General features: G+C 68.5%; 20 protein-coding genes. 9 read left to right on the top strand and 11 right to left on the bottom strand.

The window, feature by feature from the left end:
* Positions 1-209: 209 nt before the first annotated feature.
* On the top strand, positions 210-1529 hold the full coding sequence (locus tag BDO18943_RS34010) for an MFS transporter (RefSeq protein ID WP_175025728.1): 1320 nt from the start codon (positions 210-212) through the stop codon (positions 1527-1529).
* Positions 1530-1578: 49 nt separating this feature from the next.
* Positions 1579-2280 (top strand): DUF2848 domain-containing protein, encoded by a 702-nt coding sequence (locus tag BDO18943_RS34005; protein WP_175025727.1) that lies wholly within the window; start codon positions 1579-1581, stop codon positions 2278-2280.
* Positions 2281-2694: 414 nt separating this feature from the next.
* Here BDO18943_RS34005 and BDO18943_RS34000 read toward each other — a convergent pair whose 3' ends face one another.
* Positions 2695-4086 carry an RtcB family protein gene (locus BDO18943_RS34000; protein ID WP_175025726.1) on the bottom strand — a complete coding sequence of 464 codons (1392 nt, stop codon included), beginning with the start codon at positions 4084-4086 and terminating at the stop codon, positions 2695-2697.
* 131 nt (positions 4087-4217) lie between these two features.
* Positions 4218-5201 (bottom strand): NAD-dependent epimerase/dehydratase family protein, encoded by a 984-nt coding sequence (locus BDO18943_RS33995; RefSeq protein ID WP_175025725.1) that lies wholly within the window; start codon positions 5199-5201, stop codon positions 4218-4220.
* Positions 5202-5302: 101 nt separating this feature from the next.
* Between BDO18943_RS33995 and BDO18943_RS33990 the strand changes: the two genes are divergently transcribed.
* On the top strand, positions 5303-6205 hold the full coding sequence (locus BDO18943_RS33990) for a LysR family transcriptional regulator (RefSeq protein WP_175025724.1): 903 nt from the start codon (positions 5303-5305) through the stop codon (positions 6203-6205).
* 50 nt (positions 6206-6255) lie between these two features.
* Here the strand turns inward: BDO18943_RS33990 and BDO18943_RS33985 are convergent, their stop codons facing one another.
* Together BDO18943_RS33985 and BDO18943_RS33980 are read right to left on the bottom strand one after the other, a co-directional pair.
* Positions 6256-6576 carry a DUF7660 family protein gene (locus tag BDO18943_RS33985; protein WP_043179842.1) on the bottom strand — a complete coding sequence of 107 codons (321 nt, stop codon included), beginning with the start codon at positions 6574-6576 and terminating at the stop codon, positions 6256-6258.
* Positions 6577-6635: 59 nt separating this feature from the next.
* A complete protein-coding gene (locus BDO18943_RS33980; RefSeq protein WP_043181331.1) occupies positions 6636-7508 on the bottom strand; it encodes a LysR family transcriptional regulator in 873 nt (290 codons plus the stop codon).
* 170 nt (positions 7509-7678) lie between these two features.
* On the opposite strand from BDO18943_RS33980, the gene BDO18943_RS33975 reads away from it, so the two are divergent.
* On the top strand, positions 7679-9139 hold the full coding sequence (locus BDO18943_RS33975; protein ID WP_175025723.1) for an MFS transporter: 1461 nt from the start codon (positions 7679-7681) through the stop codon (positions 9137-9139).
* Between the two features lie 75 nt (positions 9140-9214).
* Here BDO18943_RS33975 and BDO18943_RS33970 read toward each other — a convergent pair whose 3' ends face one another.
* Positions 9215-9412 (bottom strand): oxidoreductase-like domain-containing protein, encoded by a 198-nt coding sequence (locus tag BDO18943_RS33970; RefSeq protein ID WP_011354524.1) that lies wholly within the window; start codon positions 9410-9412, stop codon positions 9215-9217.
* Positions 9413-9485: 73 nt separating this feature from the next.
* The gene (locus tag BDO18943_RS33965; RefSeq protein ID WP_175025722.1) at positions 9486-10496 is read right to left on the bottom strand and encodes a choloylglycine hydrolase family protein; all 1011 of its coding nucleotides are present in this window, start codon (positions 10494-10496) and stop codon (positions 9486-9488) included.
* Between the two features lie 334 nt (positions 10497-10830).
* Here BDO18943_RS33965 and BDO18943_RS33960 point away from each other — a divergent pair, with 334 nt between their 5' ends.
* The gene (locus BDO18943_RS33960) at positions 10831-11253 is read left to right on the top strand and encodes a RidA family protein (RefSeq protein ID WP_175025721.1); all 423 of its coding nucleotides are present in this window, start codon (positions 10831-10833) and stop codon (positions 11251-11253) included.
* Positions 11254-11330: 77 nt separating this feature from the next.
* Here BDO18943_RS33960 and creD read toward each other — a convergent pair whose 3' ends face one another.
* The 5 genes from creD to BDO18943_RS33935 form a co-directional block, all read right to left on the bottom strand.
* Positions 11331-12722, bottom strand: a complete 1392-nt coding sequence (creD, locus tag BDO18943_RS33955; RefSeq protein WP_175025720.1) for a cell envelope integrity protein CreD — start codon at positions 12720-12722, stop codon at positions 11331-11333.
* A 104-nt stretch (positions 12723-12826) separates the two neighbouring features.
* On the bottom strand, positions 12827-14278 hold the full coding sequence (gene creC / locus BDO18943_RS33950) for a two-component system sensor histidine kinase CreC (protein WP_175025719.1): 1452 nt from the start codon (positions 14276-14278) through the stop codon (positions 12827-12829).
* 15 nt (positions 14279-14293) lie between these two features.
* A complete protein-coding gene (gene creB / locus BDO18943_RS33945; RefSeq protein WP_175025718.1) occupies positions 14294-14992 on the bottom strand; it encodes a two-component system response regulator CreB in 699 nt (232 codons plus the stop codon).
* Positions 14993-15078: 86 nt separating this feature from the next.
* Positions 15079-15792: an SDR family NAD(P)-dependent oxidoreductase gene (locus tag BDO18943_RS33940; RefSeq protein WP_175025717.1), complete on the bottom strand. Its 714-nt coding sequence runs from the start codon at positions 15790-15792 to the stop codon at positions 15079-15081.
* A 103-nt stretch (positions 15793-15895) separates the two neighbouring features.
* Positions 15896-16804, bottom strand: a complete 909-nt coding sequence (locus tag BDO18943_RS33935) for a sterol desaturase family protein (RefSeq protein WP_175025716.1) — start codon at positions 16802-16804, stop codon at positions 15896-15898.
* An 864-nt stretch (positions 16805-17668) separates the two neighbouring features.
* On the opposite strand from BDO18943_RS33935, the gene BDO18943_RS33930 reads away from it, so the two are divergent.
* The 4 genes from BDO18943_RS33930 (at position 17669) to BDO18943_RS33915 (ending at position 21247) form a co-directional block, all read left to right on the top strand.
* The gene (locus BDO18943_RS33930) at positions 17669-18745 is read left to right on the top strand and encodes a hypothetical protein (RefSeq protein WP_175025715.1); all 1077 of its coding nucleotides are present in this window, start codon (positions 17669-17671) and stop codon (positions 18743-18745) included.
* A 93-nt stretch (positions 18746-18838) separates the two neighbouring features.
* Positions 18839-19144, top strand: a complete 306-nt coding sequence (locus BDO18943_RS33925) for an EF-hand domain-containing protein (RefSeq protein WP_175025714.1) — start codon at positions 18839-18841, stop codon at positions 19142-19144.
* Between the two features lie 43 nt (positions 19145-19187).
* Positions 19188-19901, top strand: a complete 714-nt coding sequence (locus BDO18943_RS33920) for a response regulator (protein ID WP_043179863.1) — start codon at positions 19188-19190, stop codon at positions 19899-19901.
* On the top strand, positions 19901-21247 hold the full coding sequence (locus BDO18943_RS33915; RefSeq protein WP_175025713.1) for an ATP-binding protein: 1347 nt from the start codon (positions 19901-19903) through the stop codon (positions 21245-21247). Before BDO18943_RS33920 ends, BDO18943_RS33915 begins: the two co-directional genes overlap by 1 nt.
* Positions 21248-21644 lie beyond the last annotated feature (397 nt).

Raw genomic sequence — 21644 nt, 5'->3', positions numbered from 1 at the left:
CTCGCCGGGCACGACGACGTGCGCACGTTCGACCTGCTGTGGCGCGCGGCCGCGCCGCTGGCGGTCGCTCGTCTCGATACCGAAACGAAGCCGGTAGCCGCCGCCGCGCTGCCCGCCTGAACCCCGACGCCGACACGGCCGCGCCGCGCGCTCGCAGCACGCGGGGCCGGCCCGTCGTCCACGCGCGCCCTCCCGTCATCCATCACGACATGCCCGACACCATGAGCACTCTCGCCCAGCCCGCCGCCCACGCGCCCCGCCGCGTCCGCAACAGCCGACTCGCGACCGCGAGCATGATCGGTACGTCGCTCGAGTGGTACGACTTCACGATCTACAACACGCTCGCCGCACTCGTCTTCAATCACCTGTTCTTTCCGTCGGTCGATCCGCTGGCCGGCACGATCCTCGCGTTCTCGACCTATGCGGTCGGCTACGTATCGCGCCCGCTAGGCGGTTTCGTGTTCGGCAATCTCGGTGACCGCATCGGCCGCCGCGCGGTACTGATGCTCACGCTCGTGCTGATGGGCGTGACGACCGCGCTGATGGGCGCGCTGCCGACCTACGCGCAGGCCGGCATCCTGAGCCCGATCCTGCTCGTCGCGCTGCGCTTCGTGCAGGGCGTCGCGCTCGGCGGCGAATGGGCCGGCGCGGTGCTGCTGTCGGTCGAGCACGGCGACCAGAAACGGCGTGGGCTGTCCGCATCGTGGACGCAGATCGGCCCGTCGTTCGGCACGCTGCTCGGCACCGGCTGCATCGCGCTCGTGACGCTGTCGACCACGTCGGGTGACTTCCTGTCGTGGGGTTGGCGCGTGCCGTTCGCGGCCAGCGCACTGCTCGTCGTGTTCGGTTTCTGGCTGCGTCGCGGTGTCGACGAAACGCCGCAGTTCGAGCAGCTCGCCGAATCGCACGCGACCGCCGAGGTGCCCGTCGCCGACGTGCTGAAATACCACTGGAAGCGCCTGCTGATCGCGGGCGGTTCGCGAATCGGCTCGGACGTGCTGTATGCGCTGATCGTCGTGTTCACGCTGACCTACGTGACGACCGTGCTGCATCTGTCGCGCCCCGTCGCCCTGACGGCCGTGATGATCGGCACGGCCTGCAACGCGCTCGCGGTGCCGTTCTTCGGCGCGCTGTCGGACCGCTTCGGCCGCCGGCCCGTGTATCTCGCCGGTGCGCTCGCCGGCATCGTGTGGGCGTTCGTGTTCTTCACGCTGCTCGATTCCGCGCGCCCGGGCGCGGTCGTCGCGGCCGTTGCGATCGGCCTCGTGATCCATGCGGTGATGTACGGCCCGCAGGGTGCGTTCGTGACCGAACAGTTCCCGACCCGCGTGCGCTATGCGGGCTCGTCGCTCGCGTACACGCTGGCCGGCATCGTCGGCGGCGGCTTTGCGCCACTCGTGATCGCCGCGCTGTTCCGGCAGACGGGCACGACGACGGCCGTATCGCTGTATGTCGCCGCAGCGCTGGTCGTCACGTCGATCGCGCTCCTCGCCGCGCGCGAAACCGCGCACCAGCCGCTCGCGGATTGAACGTCGCCGCCAGCCGTTTCATTCCTTCGTACTTCAAACGGATACCCGCATGCAAACCCTGTCGTTCAACGTGATGTCCCGGCAACACGCGCCGGCCGCCGTCGAGGTCGAGATCGAGCGCGTCGTGATCGCCGGCTGGGCCGGCCGCGATCCGGCCGCGATCCGCGCGCATATCGACGAACTCGCGGCGCTCGGCGTCGCGCCGCCATCGACCACGCCGTGCTTCTATCGCGTGTCGGCCGCACTGCTCACGCAGGCGCCGTCGATCGGCGTGCTCGGCGCGCGCTCGGGCGGCGAGATCGAATGCGTGCTGGTCGACAGCCCGGCCGGCACGCTCGTGACCGTCGGCTCCGATCATACGGATCGCGAAGTCGAAGCCTACGGCGTCGCGGTGTCGAAGCAGGTGTGCGCGAAACCGCTCGGCCGCGACGCGTGGCTTTACGCGGAAGTCGCGGATCACTGGGATGCGATCGAGATGCGTTCGTGGCTGATCTCGCGCGATGGCGAGCGGACCGCATACCAGCACGGCGCGGTGAGCGGCCTGCTCGCGCCCGACGTGCTGTGGCAGCGCTTCGACGACCGCCGCACGATGCCCGCGCGCGGCGCGATGTATGGCGGCACGGTCGCCGTGCATGGCGCAATCGCGGCGATGGGCGACGGCGATGCGTTCGAGATGGAACTGCACGATCCGGTGCTCGGGCGCAGCCTTCGGCACCGCTACGCGGTGGAGGTGTTGCCGGTCGTCGCGTAACGGGCCATGAGCCATCGCGCGGCACACGGGCGCGACAGCTGTCTGTCGCCGCGCGTGTCCCTGCCGGTACGGCTAAAAGCAGTGATAGTCCGGGAAGTTGAACTGTGAGTTGCCGCAATACAGCACACCGACCAGGTTGGTGCACCCGCTCAATGCAAACATGATTGCCCCCACAACCGACACTTTCCATCCGATATGCAACATGGCGCCCCCGTTTTCGCTGTTTCGACGTTGACCGCCATGATGCGCATCGGACGCGCCCGGTTATGTGGAAAATTGTTGTCGCGCGGGTTCCGCGGTTCGCGATGACGCGTTCCCCGTGCCCGGGCGCAGCCCGCGGCACGGGTAGGCGGACGGCGGGTCGCCGTTCCTCGCGCAAGCGATGACGGCGGCCGCGGAGCACGCCGCCGCGCGTCACGCCTTGAACGTGACCCACGGCTTCAACCGGACCGCGCTGCGAATGAGGCCGGCCTGCTCCTGCGCGTCGATCACGGGCCCGATCGGCTTGTAGGCTTCCGGCGCTTCCTCGATGCGACGCTCGTCGCGCAGCGTGACGCAGCGCCACGTGCCCGGCGCCTGCTCCGTGCGCATCCGCCGCACCGCCTGCCGGCGCACGCTGCGGCCGGCGCCGTGGCTGCACGACCATAGCCAGTCCGGATGGCCGAGCCCCGTCGCGAGAAACGACGCATCGCCCATCGATCCGGGAATCAGCGCGAGATCGCCGTCGCGGGCGGGCGTCGCCCCCTTGCGATGGATGTTCATCCCGTCTTCGCGCAGCACGACGTTGTGCGGCACGTCGACCACCAGTGCCGAGCGGGTCTCGCCGGTGAGTTCCGCCAGTTCCTTGCGCACCATCTCGGCCAGCACGACACGGTTGAGCCACGCATAGCGTGCGGCCGTGCCCATCGCGACGAGGTATTCGCGCGCCAGTTCGCCGGAAAGACCGTACAGGCCGCTTTCCGGATGCCTGACGCCCGCCGGCCACGCCGCGCGCGCCCGGTCCATCCAGCGGCGCCCGACGTAGAAACCGACATCGCGCGAACCACTGTGGATCATCACGACGACATCGTCCTTCGCGAGTCCCGCACGGTAGGCCGCATGTCGGTCGAACACTTCGTCGACCACCTGCAGTTCGACGAAATGATTGCCCGCCCCGGGGGTGCCGAGGCACGGATCGCGGAATACCTCGCGCGACCCGACGTGTGCGTCCGGCGCGTATTTCGCGCTGCCGTCGAACCGGTCGAGGCCGATGCACGCCGACAGTTCGTCGATGAGCCGGTCGCGGTCGACGTGCTGCCAGAGCCCCTGCGGCGCAACGCGATCGACGAATGCCGCCGGGCCCGCATCGAACAGCGCGCGGAATGCGTCACTGCCGACCGGCACGTCGCGCCGGTCCGCGAGAATCGCGCGCGTCAGCCGCTCGACGAGCGCCGTCTCGAACGGCGCGAGCGCCGACCGCTTGAGGCCCGTGGTGACGAGACGCATCCCGCAATTGATATCGGTGCCGATCGCGGCGGGAATCACGAACGCGTCGTCGGTCGCGACGATCGAGCCGACCGGCGCGACCCCGCCCGGATGAAAATCGGGCGTCGCGCACGCATTGCATACGCGCTGATGACCGTCCGGCGAACGGACGGCCGCGAACGCGAGCAACTGCTGAACGGCCTTCTCCTCGAGCGGGAGCGAAGCGGGCAACAGGACGGATGCCTGCGTCAGTTCATTGCGCAGGTGATAGATGCCGGCGTGATAGTCGACATGGATGCCTTGCCGTTGCAAGGCCTTTTTTAAGCGAGGAAGAGTAGACATCGCTGCTGGAAATGAAAAAGGTACGACGCGACCTCCGGCCTTCCGGCGGTCGTGGGTACCTTCCTGCAGCAGCGTCGAGGAAGGGAGCGCGGATCATAGCAGAACGCGATTCCGTTCGCGACCGCCGTTGCTCAGTTGAGACACCCGAGCCCCGCCAGCGTCGCCTCCACCGCCGCGTCGAGCGGCGTCACCGGCTCGCGGCCGAGCACCGCGGTCACCCGCGTGTTGTCGAGCCGGATCGGCTCGCGCCACAGATAGCGCATCTCGAGCAATTCGCGCAGCGTCGTGACGAACGGCGCCGCCGCCCACACGAACCACCACGGGAACTTGCGCACCGTCGGCCGCAGCCCGTGCCGCTGCGCGACGCGGCGCACGGCCTCCGCCATCTGCGTGCCGTCCGCGTCCCAATGGCCGCCGAGATGAAAGCGCGCGAACGGCTCCAGCGTGTCGCGCCGCTCGATCAGCTCGACCATCGAGCGCGCGGCGTCCGGCACATACGACCATTGATGCCCGATGCCGTCCCGCCCCGGCACGCTGATGGCCGCAACCGGCCGCCCGGCCTTGACGAACCCCGCCGCAAACCAGCTGTTGCCGGTGAGCTTCGGCCCGAAGAAATCGCCGGCACGCACGATGATCGTGCGGACGCCCTGCCCGGCCGCATCCTGCAGCCGGCGCTCCAGCTCGACGCGGATCGCGCCCTTGCGTGTCGACGGATGCTGCGGCGCATCTTCGACCAGCACCGGAAATGCATCGGCGCCGTAGTTGTAGACGGTGCCCGGCAGCACGACGGTGGCCTGCTCCGCCTTCGCCGCCGCGATCGTGTTGTCGATCATCGGCAGCACCTGCCCGGCCCAGTTCCGATAGCCGGGCGGATTCACCGCGTGCACGATCACGCTGCAGCCGCGCGCGGCCCGGACGACCGCGTCGCGGTCCATTGCGTCGCCGCGCATCCACGCGATGCCGTCGCGCTCCACGACCTCGGCGTCGAGCCCGCGCTTCAACCCACGCACCTGCCAGCCCGCATCGCGCAACTGCCGCGCGACTTCCCCGCCAATCCCGCCGCTCGCGCCGAGCACGAGTGCCTGTCGTTGGGTCCCGCCTGCGTGGGTCGTCATTGCCGCTCTCCTTGAATGAACTTCCGTGATGACACGCATTCTGGCGCGCCTTCAGCTATCAAGGAATTGCCGAACCTAGTTGATCAGCTATACATTTATGTATGACCGCCGATCTGAACTGGGAACGCTACCGCACCTTCCTCGCCGTGCTGACAGAGGGCTCGTTGTCCGGCGCGGCCCGCGCGCTCGGCATTACGCAACCGACGGCCGGCCGCCACGTCGCGGCGCTCGAGGCCGGGTTCGGCCAGACGCTGTTCACGCGCTCGCCGTCCGGCCTGCTGCCGACCGAGGCGGCGCTTGCGCTGCGCGGCCATGCGGAGGCGCTGCGCAGCGCGGCGGCCGCGTTCGAGCGCGCGGCCGCGAGCCACGGCGCCGGCGTGCGCGGCATCGTGCGGATCTCCGCCAGCGACGTGATCGCCGTCGAAGTGCTGCCGCCGATTCTCGCGCAATTGCGGCGCAACCATCCGGGGCTCGTCATCGAACTGGTGCCGACCGACCGCATCCAGGACGTGCTCAAGCGCGAGGCCGACATCGCGGTCCGGATGGCGCCGCCCGTGCAGGAGGCGCTGGTTGCGCGGCGCATCGGCGAAATCGATGTCGGGATGTATGCGCGCGACGACTACCTGGCGCGCAACGGGGTGCCCGCGACGACCGACGAACTCGCGCATCACGCGCTGATCGGCTTCGACACGGTCACGCCGTTCATCCGCTCGGTGGGCCGCAGCATGCCACTGTGGAAGCGCGATGCGTTCTCGCTGCGCACCGACAGCAACCTCGCGCAGCTCGCGATGATCCGCGCCGGGTACGGGATCGGCTTCTGCCAGACCGGGCTCGCGAAACGCGACGCACGGCTCGTGCGCGTGCTGCCGGACGGGCCCGCGATGCAGCTGGAAACCTGGGTCGTGATGCACGAGGACCTGCGGACGAGCCCGCGCTGCCGCGCGGTGTTCGATGCGCTGGCCGACGGGCTGCGTGCGTATGTGGACGGCGAAGCCGTCGAATAGACGGTTCCGGCGGCGTACGCGAACGAAGTGAACGAAGCGCCCGAGCGGCGCTATTCGTAGATTTTCCCGGCGAACAGGATGTCCGCCATGCGCCGCCACGGATTGTCGGGCAGGTCGTAGCAGCGCAGCCCTTCCTCCGACGCTTCGGCCCAGTCGACCATCGCGTCGAGGTATTCGCCGATCGAGTGGTTTTCCCAGCCGAGCGCGGCGCGCGCGTACGGCGACGGCGGCACGTCGGCCTCGAGCTGGCGCTCCTTGTTCCAGTCGTGCCCAAGCACGCGCAGGAAGTGGATCAGCGAGCGTTCATCGACCACGCGCTCCAGCGCATCCTGCAGCTTCGCGGCCATCTGGCGTTGCAGTTCGTCGTTCATTTTTATGTTCCTTCGCGCGCCTCTCAGATACGCGCCGCCGCAGGTCGTGCGGCCCGGTTTTACATCAGCAATTGCCGCGACAGCACCTCGCGCGCCTGCGTGACGGTTTCGCGTTCGCCCGGCATCGGCGGCGTCAGCGAAAACACCGCGTCGGGCAGCGGCGGCAGCCGGTATTTCGTGCCGAGCCGCATCAGGCCCTCGCCGATCGCCGACGCGCACAGGCAGCCCACCCCGAGCCCCGCCGCCAGCATCGACTGCAGCCCCGCGACCCCCGACGCGCTGTGCACGAGCCGGTACGGCGTGTGCTGCTCGTCGAGCGAGCGCACCGCGACCTGATGCATCATGCAATCGTCCGGTAGCAGCACGAGCGGCAACGGCTCGGGCAACTGCTCGGCGAGCGCGGGCGATGCGACCCATGACAGCGGCTCACGCCGCAGCACCCAGCGCGTATCGGCCGACGCCGGCCGGAACGGCCCGCTCGACAGGTTCATCACCACACCGAGATCGACCTGCCCGCGCGCGTGCGCGGCCTCGATATCGGCGCTCTTCATCGCGCTGACGTGCAGGCTCAGCTGCGGGTAGCACTCCCGCAGCCGCGCGAGCAGGCCCGCGACTTCGTTGGTTCGGTAGTAATCGGTGATCGCGACGCGCAGCTCGCCCTTGATCGCCTGCCCGCGCACTTCGTCGAACGCGGCCTCGTTCAGCGCGACGATGCGCCGCGCGTGCTGCAGCAGCCGCGAGCCGGCCGGGGTCGGCTCGACCCCGCGCTTGCTGCGCACGAACAGCGGCACGCCGGCGCGCGATTCAAGCTTGCGCACCTGCTCGCTGACCGTCGACTGCGACAGGTGCAGCAGCGGCGCCGCGGCCGTCAGGCTGCCGGCGTCCGCGACCGCCGCGAAAGTACGCAACTGATCCAGATCGAAACCGCGCATCGCCATTCTCCATCCATCGATTAACCCGATGGATGCTACCACCAATTCCCGCTTTTCCGATTCATTACCACCACCCAGAATGGGGGGCAATCGCCCATCCACGGCCGAACCGGCGCCCCTGACGTCACGTCCGGCGTGAATGTGGCACTCATTCTTTCGGACTTGCTTCCATGACGAACGACACCCTTGCCCCCTGCGTGCCGGCCGGCACGGCCGCCGCGGCGACGCCGCGCAGCCACCACGGCTGGGCGCTGGTGGTCCTGCTGGTTGGCGCGATTCTGCCGCCGCTCGACTACTTCATTGTGAATCTCGCGCTACCGGCCATCCGCGACGGCATCGGCGCGCGCCCGGCCGAGTTGCAGCTGGTCGTGTCGGCATACGCGTGCGCGAACGCGGTCGTGCAGATCACCGGCGGCCGGCTCGGCGACCTGTACGGCCGCAAGCGCATGTTCATGATCGGAATGGCCGGCTTCGTCGTCGCGTCGACGCTGTGCGGGCTCGCCGGCAGCGGCGCGGTGCTGGTCGGCGGCCGCGTGCTGCAGGGCCTGTTCGCCGCGATCCTCGCGCCGCAGGTGCTCGCGACGATCCGCAGCGTGTTCAGCCCGCAGGAGCAGGTGCGCGTGATGGGCTTCTACGGTTTCGTGTTCGGCCTCGCGGCCGTGATCGGCCAGCTCGGCGGCGGTGCGTTGATCAGCCTGCATCCGTTCGGGCTCGGCTGGCGCGCGATCTTCCTCGTCAATCTGCCGATCGGCATCCTCGCGCTGATCGGCAGCTGGCGCTTCATCCCGGAAAGCCGGCCGCCGCGCGGCCAGCGCATCGACGTGCCGGGCATGGCGCTGCTGTCGCTGTTCCTGCTGATGCTCGTGTACCCGCTCACGCACGGGCGCGAGGCCGGCTGGCCGCTGTGGATGATCGCGTGCCTCGCCGGCGCGCTGCCGATGCTCGGCGCGCTGCTGGCGGTCGAAGCGCGCCGTCTCACGAGCGGACACGATCCGCTGCTCGACGTGCGCCTGTTCCGTAACCCCGTCGTCGCGCTCGGGCTCGTGCTGGCGTTCCTGTTCTATACGCTGAGCGCGTTCTTCCTGAGCTACGGGATCTACCTGCAGGGCTGCCTGAACTGGTCGCCGCTTGCGTCGGGGCTCGCGATCCTGCCGCTCGGGCTCGGCTTCCTGTCGAGCCCGTTGCTGATGCCGCGACTCGTCGGCCGGTTCGGCGGCTATCGCGTGCTCACGCTCGGCTTCGCGATGCTCGCGGCCGGCGTCGCGACGGCCGCCGCGCTAGCGGGCGCGGCCGCGCCGGGCCCCGGTTTCTACGCGGGAATTGCGGCGATCGGAATCGGCCAGGGACTCGTGCTGCCGTCGGTCGTGCGGATCGTGCTCGCGGAAGTCGACACGGCACGCGCGGGTGTCGCATCCGGCATGGTCACCGCGATGCTGCAGATCGGTGCGGCCGTCGGCGCGGCAACGCTCGGCGGCATGTTCTTCGCCCGGCTCGGCGCGCATCCGGCCGCACTCAATTACGTGCAGGGCTTCAGGACGTCGATGTTCGCGCTGACGGTGGTGCTGCTCGTGTGCATCGCGCTGTCGGCCATGCTTGGGCCGCTGCATCGGCAGCTGCATGCAGGCACGTAAGCGAAACGGGAATCGCGGCGCAGGCAGGGTCTGACGCGGAAACGGTGTAGACGCAGCCGCTCCCCTGCACCCGGCTCACGCGTGATGCTTGCGCTGTGCCTGGCGCGCTTCCCATTCGGCCAGCTCGACGCGATAGCGCGCGAGTGCTTCGTCGTAGAGATCGAAGACGCACGGCGAACAGCCGCTGTTGCAGCAGTCTTCCAGTTCGGGTTGGATGGGCGGGGTCGGACGGGGATCGTCGACGGACGGATCCCCGGAAGGTTGGTTCGGCACGGCGTGGTCCGGTGAAGTAAGACGATCAGTATAGGTCGATCCGGGCCACCGCCGCTTTCAGCAGACCGAACGGCTAGATCACTGTCAGTTCGACCCGCGTCGACGACTCGACCGTCGACACCTTCGACGTCGCGAGGTCGATCACACGCATCACCGTATCGTCATACGTCCGGAAGTAATACTTGCGCGCCTCCAGGTCGGCGATCGAGATCCACTGCGTGTATTCGTAGACCGGCGTGTCGTGATCGACCTCCTCCTTGATCCACCCTTTCGGAATGTCGAAGGTATTGACGATGTGCTCGGCCAGCCGGATCGCGTCGGCGCCGCCGTGCGGATTCTCGACGGACGTCACATAGCCGACCGCGCGCACGAAACGCGACGCCGGCGTGATGTCGCCGGGGAGGCCAAGCATCCCGTACCCCTGGCCGTACGACTTGAGCTTCACGTGTTTCGCATCGCGCGACAGCGACAGCGTCCTGCTCGCCGGTGTGACGCGCGACAGGTTCAGGTAGTTGTGCAGGTTGGTGCAATGCCAGTCGAACGGCGGCGAGTTGGTCATCACGCCGAGCGGATTGTCGTGGACGCGCAGTTCGCCGTGGACCGGCTCGACGACGAGCGACGCGCCGCTCGCGTCATGCAGCGTGTAATGCACGGGCGGCGCGCCATTGAACGCGGGATGCGGGATATCGGCGATGACGATGCCGCCAAGCGCCTGCTTGACGTCGCTCACGTTGTCGAAGCTGGTCAGCGCCCACGTGAGGAAATCCCACGGCGCCAACGCGCGCGCGGTGTTCTCCGGCGTCAGCGCCGGATACGCGGCGAACCCCGGGAAGTAAAGGATCCCGCCGGCCAGCCCCTTCTCGTTGATGCCGTCCACCAGGATCGGCATCTGCAGCCCGTTCATGCCGATCGCCTTGTACTTCGTCGTCCAGCTCAAGCCCTGCTTGCCGAGCGGCTCCGACGCGTTCAGCGTCTTGCCGGCCTCGACGACGACCGGGACCGAACCCAGATCCGGCGCGAACTCCATGGTTCTGCCATAGACGACGTGCTCATCCACCGTGCGGATCACAAAACTCGTACACATGTTGTTTTCCTTGTTTTGACGAGAAGCAATAGCGGGCGCGTGATCGTCCCGCCCCTCGGAATGTGCGCATTTCCAACTGACGAAAGCGCGTGTGAATCATAACGGTGCAAACGTGCGACAGGCGCAAATCACTGCGGAATTACTGCTACGTCAACAGTCGAATCGATTCACGCCGCGAATGAAAAAATGTGGCCGTCCGGGCGCCACCCGATCAGGGCAGGCGGGTTGCACAGGCCGCGAGCGGCGGCAAAAACGAACTCATCCATAATGGCGCGATGGTCGACAGCATCGATCCGCTTTGCCCGACCCATTCTCGACTCAATGGAGCTGCATCATGGCCGAAGCAGTGAACCCGCCGGAAGTCTGGGCGCCGTTCGGCGCATTCTCGATGGCCGTGATCCAGGGCAATGGCCGGATCGTGCATCTGAAGGGACAAGTGGCGCTCGACCGCGACGGCCAGGTGGTCGGCCACGGCGACATGCGCACGCAGGTGCGGCAGACGCTCGACAACATCCGCGCCGTGCTCCTTGCGATGGGCGGGCAGATGCAGGACGTGATCTCGCTCGTGCACTACGCGACCGACATCGATGCGTTCATGCAGGCCGGCGACATCCGCAAGACGTACTTCTCCGAGCCCTATCCCGTGACGACGACCGTCCAGGTCGAGCGCCTCTACCATCCCGATCTGCTGATCGAGATCACCGCCGTCGCCGAAATTCCGTTGGAGCGGTTTCGCCGGCCTGCATCGCGTGCGTGAATCGGCGACGCGACGCCGCGCCGTTTGACGCGCCGGCCAGAACATGCCGACCGGCGCGCTGCACTCGACCCGCGTGCTTACTTCACCTGCGCGCCCGGCTTCGCGGCACCCGCACCCGCCTTGTCGGCCAACGGCTGCCACGCGGCACCGAGCGAATACCAGTCGACGCGGCGCGTGAGCGTCATGATGCCGGCGAGAATCGCGAACAGCAGCAACGAGCCGAGCATCAATGCATTGTCTTCCGACAGCAGCAGCCCATAGAGCGCCGCGTACAGCACCGTGAGCAGCGCGGCAAACACCGCACCGCGCTTCACGCTTTGCAGCACGAACGACAGGTAGAAGCCGAGCAACCCGATGCATGCGCCGCTCGCCGCGAGATACGCATACGCGAACCTGATGTGCTCGGACAGGCTCAGCAGCAGCAGGAAGAACAGCGCGAGCGACAGGCCGACCAGCGCGTACTGGATCGGGTGAATGCGCAACCGCTTCACGAGCTCGTACATGAAGAAGCTCGCGAACGTGAGCATCACGAACAGCGCGCCGTACTTCGTCGCGCGTTCGGCCTGCAGATAGACGTTCACGGGTTCGATCACCGACACCGACGCCATTTCGATCGCACCTTCCCCGTTGCCCGACGCAATCTGTTCGCGCGCCTTCGTGTTGAACGACGTCACGCGCCAGTTGCCGGTGAAGCCGTGCGCATCGACCGTGCGGTTGTTCGGCAGGAACGCGCCGTCGAAGCTCGGATGCGGCCACGTCGATTTCAGCGAGAAATCGTTCTGGTCGCCCACCGGCGCGATCGCGACGGAATCCGCGCCGCGCAACGGCAGGTCGATGCTGAACGGCACGGCCGCCCCCGCGCTTGCGTCCGCCAGCGCCGCGAGATCGACGTTCGCGTGCACGCCCTGGCGCAGGCTGTCCAGCCGCGTGCCCTGCTCGACGTCGAAGCGCGCGCCGCCGATGCGCAGGTCGGGCTGCGCGGTCAGCCCGCGAATGTCGCCGATGCCGATCGCGACGTAAGCGTCGTCGACCTTGAAGCTCACGTGGCCGTCCGCCTGCGGCAGCTTCTTCAGGTCCGGCAACGGCAGCGTGCCGGTCAGCCGGCTCGCCAGCTCGTACACCAGCGCCTTGTGGATGCCGCGATAGCGGACGCTGGTCGTCAGCGTGCCGTCGACGTTCAGCGTCTTCGGGAACACGAGCAGGCGCTTCGTCTCGCTTCTGAGGCTCGTCTTCGTCGCGCCGCCGGCCGGCGTGTCGTCGCGCACGCGCGTGACTTCCGTGTAATGCACGACGAGCACCGGGCCCGTCACCGTCTGCGGCCCCGCATAGCTCGACCAGATGCTCTGCAGTGCATCCATCCGATACGCGGAGCGTTCCTGCACGATGCTTTGCACCATGTGCAGCGGGATCAGGATCAGCAGCGCGAGAAACGCGGTGATCGCGAATTTGAACAACAGGACTCGATTCATGGCCGACGGGTACCGGAGTAAAAGGGTACGGTCAGCATGAGCAGCCCCGGTGAAGGGCGATTGAAGCCGGTGTGAAGCGAATGTGTGGCGAACGTGAAGCGCGCTCAGCCCGCCGACGGCAGCGTGAGCGTCGCGCACGCACCGCCTTCGTCGCGGTTCGCGAGCGCGACCTGGCCGCGGTGCAGCATCGCGACTTCGCGGACGAAACACAGCCCGAGACCCGTGCTGCGATCCTGCCCGTCGGGGCGCGGCAGCGAATAGAAGCGCTCGAACACGCGCGCCAGTGCGTAGTCGGGCACGCCGGGGCCGTCGTCGGCCACGCGCACGACGGCGACGTGCGCCCTGCCCGCCGGCTGCCGTTCGAGCACGACGCGGATCGTGCTGCCCTGCGGCGCGAAATCCAGCGCGTTGTCGAGCAGGTTGCCGAGCGCCTGGCGCAACAGGAACGGATCGCCTTCGACGATCGCCGGATCGGCCGCGTCGTGTGCGTCGATCGCCAGGTTCACGCCGCGCTGCCGCGCGCGCGGCTCGATATCGTCGACGAGCTGTTCGAGCACCGGCCGCAGCGCGACCGGTTCGCGCACCGACAGGCGCTGCTTCTGCTCGACTTCGGCGAGCGCGAGCAGCTTGCGGATCATCTGTTCGAGGCGGCCGGCCTGGCGGCGGATGTTTCCGGTGAAGCGCCGGCGGTTCGCCACCGGCATGTCTTCCTGCAGCAGTTCGGCCGCGCCGCTGATCGCCGCCAGCGGGCTCTTCATCTCGTGCGTGAGCGTGTGGATGTAGGTCTCGACGTACTGCCGGTCCTCCAGCCGCTGATGCATGCTTTCCACCGCACGCCCGAGCTCGGCCAGCTCGCTCGCGCCCTGCAGCGGCATGTCGGCCCGCTCGCCCGCCGCGATCGCGCGCGCATAGCGCTGCAGGCGCCGCAGCCCGACCACCAGCCACCACGTGCAGGCCACGCCGATCAGGATCGCGCCGCCCATCAGCAGCGCGCCGTACAGCATGATCTTGCGCTGGCTGCGCGCGATGAACGGCGCAACCGTCTGGTTCGGCTTCGCGATCGTCAACACGCCGATGATCTCGTTGCCGCGCCGGATCGGCGCCGCCACGTGCATCACGGTGCTGCTGTCGTCGTTCGGATCGCTGCGCGTGCTGCGCGCGCCGTATTCGCCGCGCAGCGTCCGATACACGTCGTTCCAGCGCGAATAGTCCTGCCCGACCGCTTTGCCGGACGAGTCGTAGCGCACGATGCCGTGCGCGTCGGTGATGTAGAGGCGGTAGCCGATCGTGTTCTTCTGCACGCCCCACACGTTCGCGCTGACCGGGCGCTCGTGCAGGTTCGCGAGTTGCCGCGCGAACGCGCCATCGGCGATGTCGCCGTTCGCCATGTCGGCGGCGGCCAGTGTCGCGAGCACTTGCGCGGTATCGACGAGCGTGTCCTCCATCGCCTCGCGCACGCCGGGTTTCACCTCCTGCACGAAGACCCGCAGCGTGATCAGCGCGGCCAGACCGACGATCAGGAAAAAACCGAAGAAGATGCGCAGGCCGATATGCATGGGCGGTACCGCTCGTTACGGTTGCAGCGAGTAACCCATCCCGCGATGCGTGCGGATCGGGTCGCGCTCGGGGTCGACCGCGCGCAGCTTGGCGCGCAGCGTCTTGATATGCGTGTCGACCGTGCGGTCGGCCGAGTCGAATGCCTCGTGCCACACGAGGTCCATCAACTGCTCGCGCGAATAGATGCGCCCGGGATGCCGGACCAGCAGCGCCAGCAGCCCGAATTCGTAGCGCGTGAGATCCAGCGCGTGGCCGAGCCACGACACGCGCGCGCCGTCGGTATCGAGCGTGAAACCCGGTGCGATGGCCGCAGCCGGCGCGGGCGCCGCTTCGGGTGCGGCCGTCCGGTAGAAACGCCGCAGGATCACGCGCACGCGCGCCGCCAGCTCGCGCGGCGAAAACGGCTTGACCACGTAATCGTCGGCACCGATTTCGAGCCCGACGATCCGGTCGATTTCATCGTGCCGCGCGGTGAGGAAGATCACCGGCACGTCGGAGAAGGTGCGCAGCCGCCGGCATACTTCGAAGCCGCTGAGATCCGGCAGGCCGACGTCGAGCACCACGAGATCGAAGCGCGCGTCGCGCAGATGGTCGAGCGCCGCCTGCCCGAGCGTGCAGTGGACGGTCTGCATGCCGTCGGTGCCGAGGGCATAGACGATCGTGTCCGCGATCGCCACTTCATCTTCGACGATCAGGATATTGGGCTGATGCATGGTCTCTGGCTGGGCTCGCGCAATCCGGTTCGACATTGTACGCACGGCCGGCCACGGCGCGAGCCCCTGCCCTTGCCCCCGCCGCGTTACGCCACGCGGCCGGTCACCGGAATCGACGCGCCGGTGATCGCCTGCGCGTCGGCCGACAGCAGGAAGCCGATCGTCGCCGCGATCTGTTCCGGCCGCACCCAGCGCGTGAAATCCGCATCCGGCATGTCCGCGCGGTTCGGCGGCGTATCGATAATGCTCGGCAGGATCGCGTTCACCGTCACGCCGCGGTCGAGCAGCTCGGCCGCCAGTGCCTCGGTGAGCCGCGCGACGCCGGCCTTCGCGGCCGCGTAGGCGCCCATCCCCGTGCCGGCCTTGAACGCCGCGCCCGCGCCGATGTTGACGATGCGCCCGGCCGGGCTCGCCAGCAGGTGCGGCAGCGCGGCCTTCGATGCGTTCAGCGCGGTCTTCACGTTCAGTTCGTACATCCGGTCCCACGTGGCGGCGTCGCCGTCGGCGATCGTCTGCCACACGAACGCGCCCGCGATGTTCAGCAGCGCATCGACGCGGCCGAATTCACGCTGTACGGTATCGAGCGCCTGCGCGGCGGCCTGCGGATCGACGAGATCGATGCCGCCGATGCGCAGCGCGTCGGCCGGCACGCCGGGCAGCGCCTGCGCCGCCGGGGCCGCGCCGCGGCCGATCAGCGCGACGCGTGCGCCGCGCTCGCCGAGCCACGCGGCCGTCGCGACGCCCAGATGACCGAATCCGCCGGTGATCGCGACTGCCTTGCCTTTGAGTTCGTGTTCCATCGATGTTTTCTCCTGGATCGAGGGTTGCTTGATGCGTGTTGCATGAGTCATGCCGGCCGCGACATGCGGGCGCGGCCGGCAATGCGCCACAGCGTAGCGCCGTTCACGCATCCGTGCGCACCGCGACGAGGCTGCGGCGGCGCAATTCCTCCGTCGTTTCGCCCTGGTTGTCGGGGCGCCAGCCCGGCGGCAGCAGCACGAAGCGGATCGCGGTCCACACGTCGCGGGCCGTGGCGACGTCGCGGGCGAGGCTCGCCCAGTGCTCGAGCTCGACGACGAACGGATTGCGCGAGCGGGTCGGCGTGACGAGGCCAAAGCGGCACGGCTCGTCAGCACGCTCGGCGACATAGGTGCCGAACAGCCGGTCGAACACCACCAGCACGCCACCGTAGTTCGCATCGAGATAGTCGAGGTTCGACGCATGGTGCACGCGGTGCGCGGACGGCGTGTTGAACACGTATTCGAACCAGCCGAGCTTCGGCATCCACGTGTTGTGCAGCCAGAACTGGTACATCAGGTTGAACGACAGGATCGCCAGCACGGCTTCCGGACGCACGCCGAGCCATACGAGCGGCGTGAAGAACATCGCGGCGCCGGCGATCTTGCCGGTCCAGCCGAGGCGAAATGCGGACGACAGCGTCAACTGGTTCGGCGAATGATGCACCGCATGGGTCGACCAGAAGAAGCGCACGCGGTGCGATGCGCGGTGATACCCGTAGTAGCAGAACTCCTGGCCGACGAACACGAGCAGCGCGAGCGCGACGCTGTGGAGCGGGATCGTGAAGAGCCGGTGCGCCCACGCGAGGTCGAACAGGGGCGTGGCGAGCGACAGCGGCACCAGCGCGAGCAGCTTGCGGCCCGCGAGATCGGCGAGCGACAACCACACCTCGTTCCAGTCGAACGGTTCGGGCCCGCGGGCGCGGCGCCAGGTGAGCACGGCCGCCTCGACGAGCGAGACGGCGACGATGAAGAGCGTGACGTAGTACGTGAGCTTTCCTGTGGTGGTGAGCATGATGGGCCTTTCCTTCGGTTGAGTCGGACGCGTCATGGGCGGCACGGGCTGCCATCGCGTCGAATGGAACGCACTGTAGTGGGCGCGGAATGGAAAAACCACGCGGGAAATGTGTCGCCGTATGTCGCGGGGAAAGGTGTTCGGGTGGTGTGTGGCGGTCAAGGGCGCTTGTGGATTGGAGGACGGCCGGTTTGGGGCTGCGCGTATGTGTGTCCGGCGGGGAATGTGTCGCCGCATGTCGCGGGAAAGGCGATCAGGTGCTACATGGCGGGCGCGGGCGCTTGTGGACTGGAGCCGAGCCGGTTTGGGGCTGCGCGTACGCCTGTCCTGCGGAAAATGTGTCGCCCGTGACGAAGCCGGTCGACGGCGTCGTACACGGCATGACACGGGCCGACGGACAAGCCCTGCGCGACAGCTGAACCCTGTCGTTACCGATCGGAAGGAAATCGATTCTTCGGATGGCTGGCGACGGTCGCGCCCTGTTACGGCGAAGCACGTTCCAGTCGCACATGGCGTACTGCATGCGTTCAAATCGCGTGACGCGGCTCGACACAAAACACGCATGAATCGGCCGGCAAATATGTCGCCGCATGTCGCCGCGACACGCTTTCGCGCTGCGCACGACACGGTCCGCTCGCGTGCCGCGGCACCGTGCCCTCACGCGACCGCATCGCCGACAGCCTTGCCCGGCGTGGCATGCCCGCGATCGCCGTGGCCGGCGCACGCATTCGTCGTACTTCGAAACAGCACGCCACGTGTAACACCGCGACATCTTTTATGACGCGACGGGCGGGTGTCATCGCCCTAAAGTTCGTCCCGTCGCCACGCCACTGCGTGCACCGAAACGAACCGCAAGGACACCCGATGAAAACCCGCTTCCTCGTCACCGCCACTGCTCTCACCCTCGCCTGCGCACCGGCCTTCGCCGGCTGGGCCGGCCACGGCACCGCGTACACGCCGCGCGGCACCTACAACGGCGCGCACGCCGGCTCGTGCGGCGGCGGCAGCTGCTCACATGCGGGCGGCGTGATCGGCCCCGGCGGCGGTATCGCGACCAACACGGGCACCGTCACGCGCACCGCGCCCGGCCAATTCTCGAACAGCGGCACGGCCGTCGGGCCGAACGGGCGCTCGGTCGAACACAGCGGCGACACGAGCTGCGCGGGCGGCACCTGCTCGCACACCGGTTCGCTGACGGGCTCGGACGGCCGCAGCGCCACGACGTCGGGCAGCGTGACGCGCAACGGCCCGGGCCAGTACTCGTCGAGCGGCACGATCACGGGCGCGAACGGCAACACGGCCAGCCACACGGCGTCGACGAATTGCGCGGGCTCGACCTGCTCGCGCTCCGGCACCGTGACGGGCACCGACGGCGGAACCGTCACGCATTCCGGCAGCGCGACGCGCGTGGCGCCGGGTGTCGTGACGACGTCGGGCGGCTCGACGGTCGTACACGGCGGCACGGTCTCGACCGGTGGCACGACCGTGATCCACGGCAGCACGACAGTGGGCGGCACGGTGGTCGTGGCCGGCGGAACGGTGCCGGTTCCTGTCCCGGTGCCGGCGCCTGTCGTGGCGCCTCCGCCGGCCGCCGTGGTCGTGACGACCCCACCGCCCGCCGCCACGGTCGCTGTCGCGGCACCTGCACCGGCCGCCGTCGTGGTCACGCCCCCGCCGCCCGTACCTGCCGCTGTCATCGTCCCGCCGCCCCCGCCGAAGGTCGTGCGCGTTGCGGCGCCGAAGGCTGTCGTGGTCGCACCCCCGCCGCGAGTCGTCTACGTCGCACCGCCGCCGCCGAAGGTCCTGTACCTCGCGCCGCCGCTGCCGCGTTCCGTGTACGTCGCCCCGCGTGCCGTGTATGTCGCCCACCCGCCGCGCGCCGTCATCTGGGTGCCCGCCCACTGGGCCGGCCGCGTATGGATACCCGCGCACTGGGCATAACCCGGCGCCGCTTCGTTTCGCTTCGTTTTCCATCCGCTTGTTTCATCAACCACCCGGCCGGCGCAGACCGTCGGCCACGCAAGGAGAAACCCCATGAAGTCCATCAAGAAGATGATTGCCATCGTCGTTTTGTGTATCGTCTCAGCAGCAGCGTCGGCCCAGCAGGTGCCGCCCGGCGCGGCGAACGGCGGTGCACGCGTCGAACGTGCGCTGATGCAGTTGCAGTCCCGTTTCGCCAGCGCGAACACGACGCACGACGGCAAGCTCACCCGCGAGCAGGCCGCCGCGGGCATGCCAATGGTCGCGCAGCATTTCGACGAAATCGACACGCAGCACAACGGCTACGTCACGCTCGAGCAGCTCGCCGGTTTCATGCGCCAGCGCATGGCGGCCCGTTGAACCCGCACGAGAATCCGGCCGCGCACGCACCGGGAGGCAAGCGATGGAACAGTCCTGCAGGATCGTCGTGCTCGACGACGAAGCCGAGCTGCGCAACATGCTGCAGCGCTTCCTGACCGGCCACGGCTTCCAGGTGCGCGCGGTCGCCGACGGCAAGCGGCTCGACCGCCTGCTACAGCGCGAACCGTATGACCTGCTGGTGCTCGACCTGATGATGGAGCCCGAGGACGGCCTGAGCGTGTGCCGGCGCCTGCGCGCCGAAGGCCAGACGCTGCCGATCCTGATGCTCACCGCGAAAGGCGACGCCGCCGACAAGGTCGTCGGCCTCGAGACGGGCGCCGACGATTACCTGGCGAAACCGTTTCTCCCCGACGAACTCGTGGCCCGCGTCCGCGCATTGCTGCGGCGGCAGAAGATGGCGGCCGGCGAGCCGACCGTCACGTCGCAGCGGTTGCGTTTCGGCGCATTCACGTTCGACGTCGGCCAGCAGACGCTGATGCGCGACGGCACGCCCGTCGAGATCCATTCGGCGCAGATGCTGCTGTTGCATGCGCTCGGCTCGTCGCCAAACCGCGCGGTGAGCCGCGAAAACCTGCTCGCCCGCGCGCGCGGCCGCGACCATGCCGCACTCGACCGCAGCGTCGACGTGCAGATCCTGCGGCTGCGCCAGATCGTCGAGGACGATCCCGGCAAGCCGCGCTTCATCAAGACCGTCTGGGGCATCGGCTACATGCTGGTGGCCGGCGTCGAGCCGTGATGCGCATCCCGCTGCCGCGCTCGCTGCTCGCGCGCAACATCGCGCTGCTGGTGGCACTCGTCGCGCTGTCGCTCGCCTGTTCGCTCACCGTGCTGCTGCACTACGTGCAGCGCCCGCGCATCGAGCGGGCGTCGATCGTCTTTTCCGACTACGTCAGGCTGCTCGACCGCACGCTCGCCAGCCTGCCGCCCGACGCCGGCCGCACGGTCATCGCGCAATTCGGCGGCCAGGCTGCGCTGCCGCCCGCCGCATCGCCGCAAGCACCGAACCTGGCGGCCTTCTTCCGCACCTGGCAGCGTGACGTGTTCATGCAGGCACTCGAACGCCACCTGCCGCCTGACCTCCCCGCGCGTTGGCAGTCTGGCGACGACGAGCGTCTCTGGATCCGGTTGCATGTTGCCGGCTCGCCTGTGTGGTTGCCGCTGCCGATGGCCGCCGACGCGCAGGCGAGCGGCATCACGACAGCACTCATGCTGTCGGTCGGGCTGGCGTTGCTCGCCGTGCTGACCGGCTACCTGATCCAGCTCCACCTGAACCGGCCGCTCGACGCACTGGCGCGCGCGGCGCAACGCGTCAGCGCGGGCGAGCGCCCACCGCCGCTGCCCACCGACGGCCCGACCGAAATCGCCGACGTGAGCCGCGCATTCAACCAGATGGCCGACGCGCTGCAACAGGCGGAAGCGACCCGCTCGCTGATGCTCGCCGGCGTGTCGCACGACATCCGCACGCCGCTCACCAAACTGCGCCTGGCGATCGCGATGGCGCTGCCGCGGGGCACGCACGACGCGCTCACCACGTCGACCGAGCACTACCTGGACCAGATCGATACGATCCTGCAGCAATTCATGGACTATGCAGGCAGCGGCGAACGAGAAACACCGCAAACCGGCGACCTGAATGCGCTGATCGGCCAGCTCGTCGCGGATTTCGCGGGGCTCGGCCACGAATTCGACTTCGACGAAGGCGCGGTGCCCGCGTTCGCGTTCCGTCCGATCGCCCTGATGCGGCTGCTGATGAACCTGATGCAGAACGCGGTCGTCTACGGCCGGACGGGCCTCGGCGTGCGCACGTGGACCGAGCGCGGCATCGCGTATGCGGTGGTCAGCGATCGCGGCAACGGCATCGGCGCCGCCGAACTCGAACGGCTCAAGGCACCGTTCAGCCGGGGCGCGAACGCCCGCAGCCATGCGGGCGGCACGGGCCTCGGCCTCGCGATCGTCGAGCGGATCGCCCGCCTGCATGGTGGGTCGCTGACGTTCCGCGACCGCGATGGCGGCGGGCTGGAGGCCGTCGTCGCGTTGCCGCTCGATTCGTCCGGGGCGGTGCGGCGGTCGCTGTCGGCCTGACGGACTGTTTGCCTGATGGCCTGCCTTACTGCCCGACGGCTCGCCCGTTCGCCGTTCGCCGTTCGCCGTTCGCCACTTGCCACTTGCCACTTGCCACTTGCCACTTGCCACTCGCCACTCGCCACTCGCCACTCGCCACTCGCCACTCGCCACTCGCCACTCGCCACTCGCCACTCGCCACTCACCGTCCACCGTCCACCGTCCGTTCGTCCGTTCGTCCGTTCGTCCGTTCGTCCGCCGTCCGTGCGTCCGTTCGCCCGTTTGTCTGCTCGCCCGTTTGTCTGCTCGCCTATCTGCCTATCTGCCTATCTGCCTATCTGCCTATCTGCGCGTCTGCACGCCCGCCCGTTCGTCCATCTGCCCGACGGCCAACCTACCATCCGCGCCAGCGCGCAGC

The sequence above is a fragment of the Burkholderia aenigmatica genome (genome assembly GCF_902499175.1).
GTDB classification, from domain to species: Bacteria; Pseudomonadota; Gammaproteobacteria; order Burkholderiales; family Burkholderiaceae; genus Burkholderia; species Burkholderia aenigmatica.
Note: the sequence above shows the minus strand (reverse complement) of the source record. Positions and strands in the feature narration are given on the sequence as shown.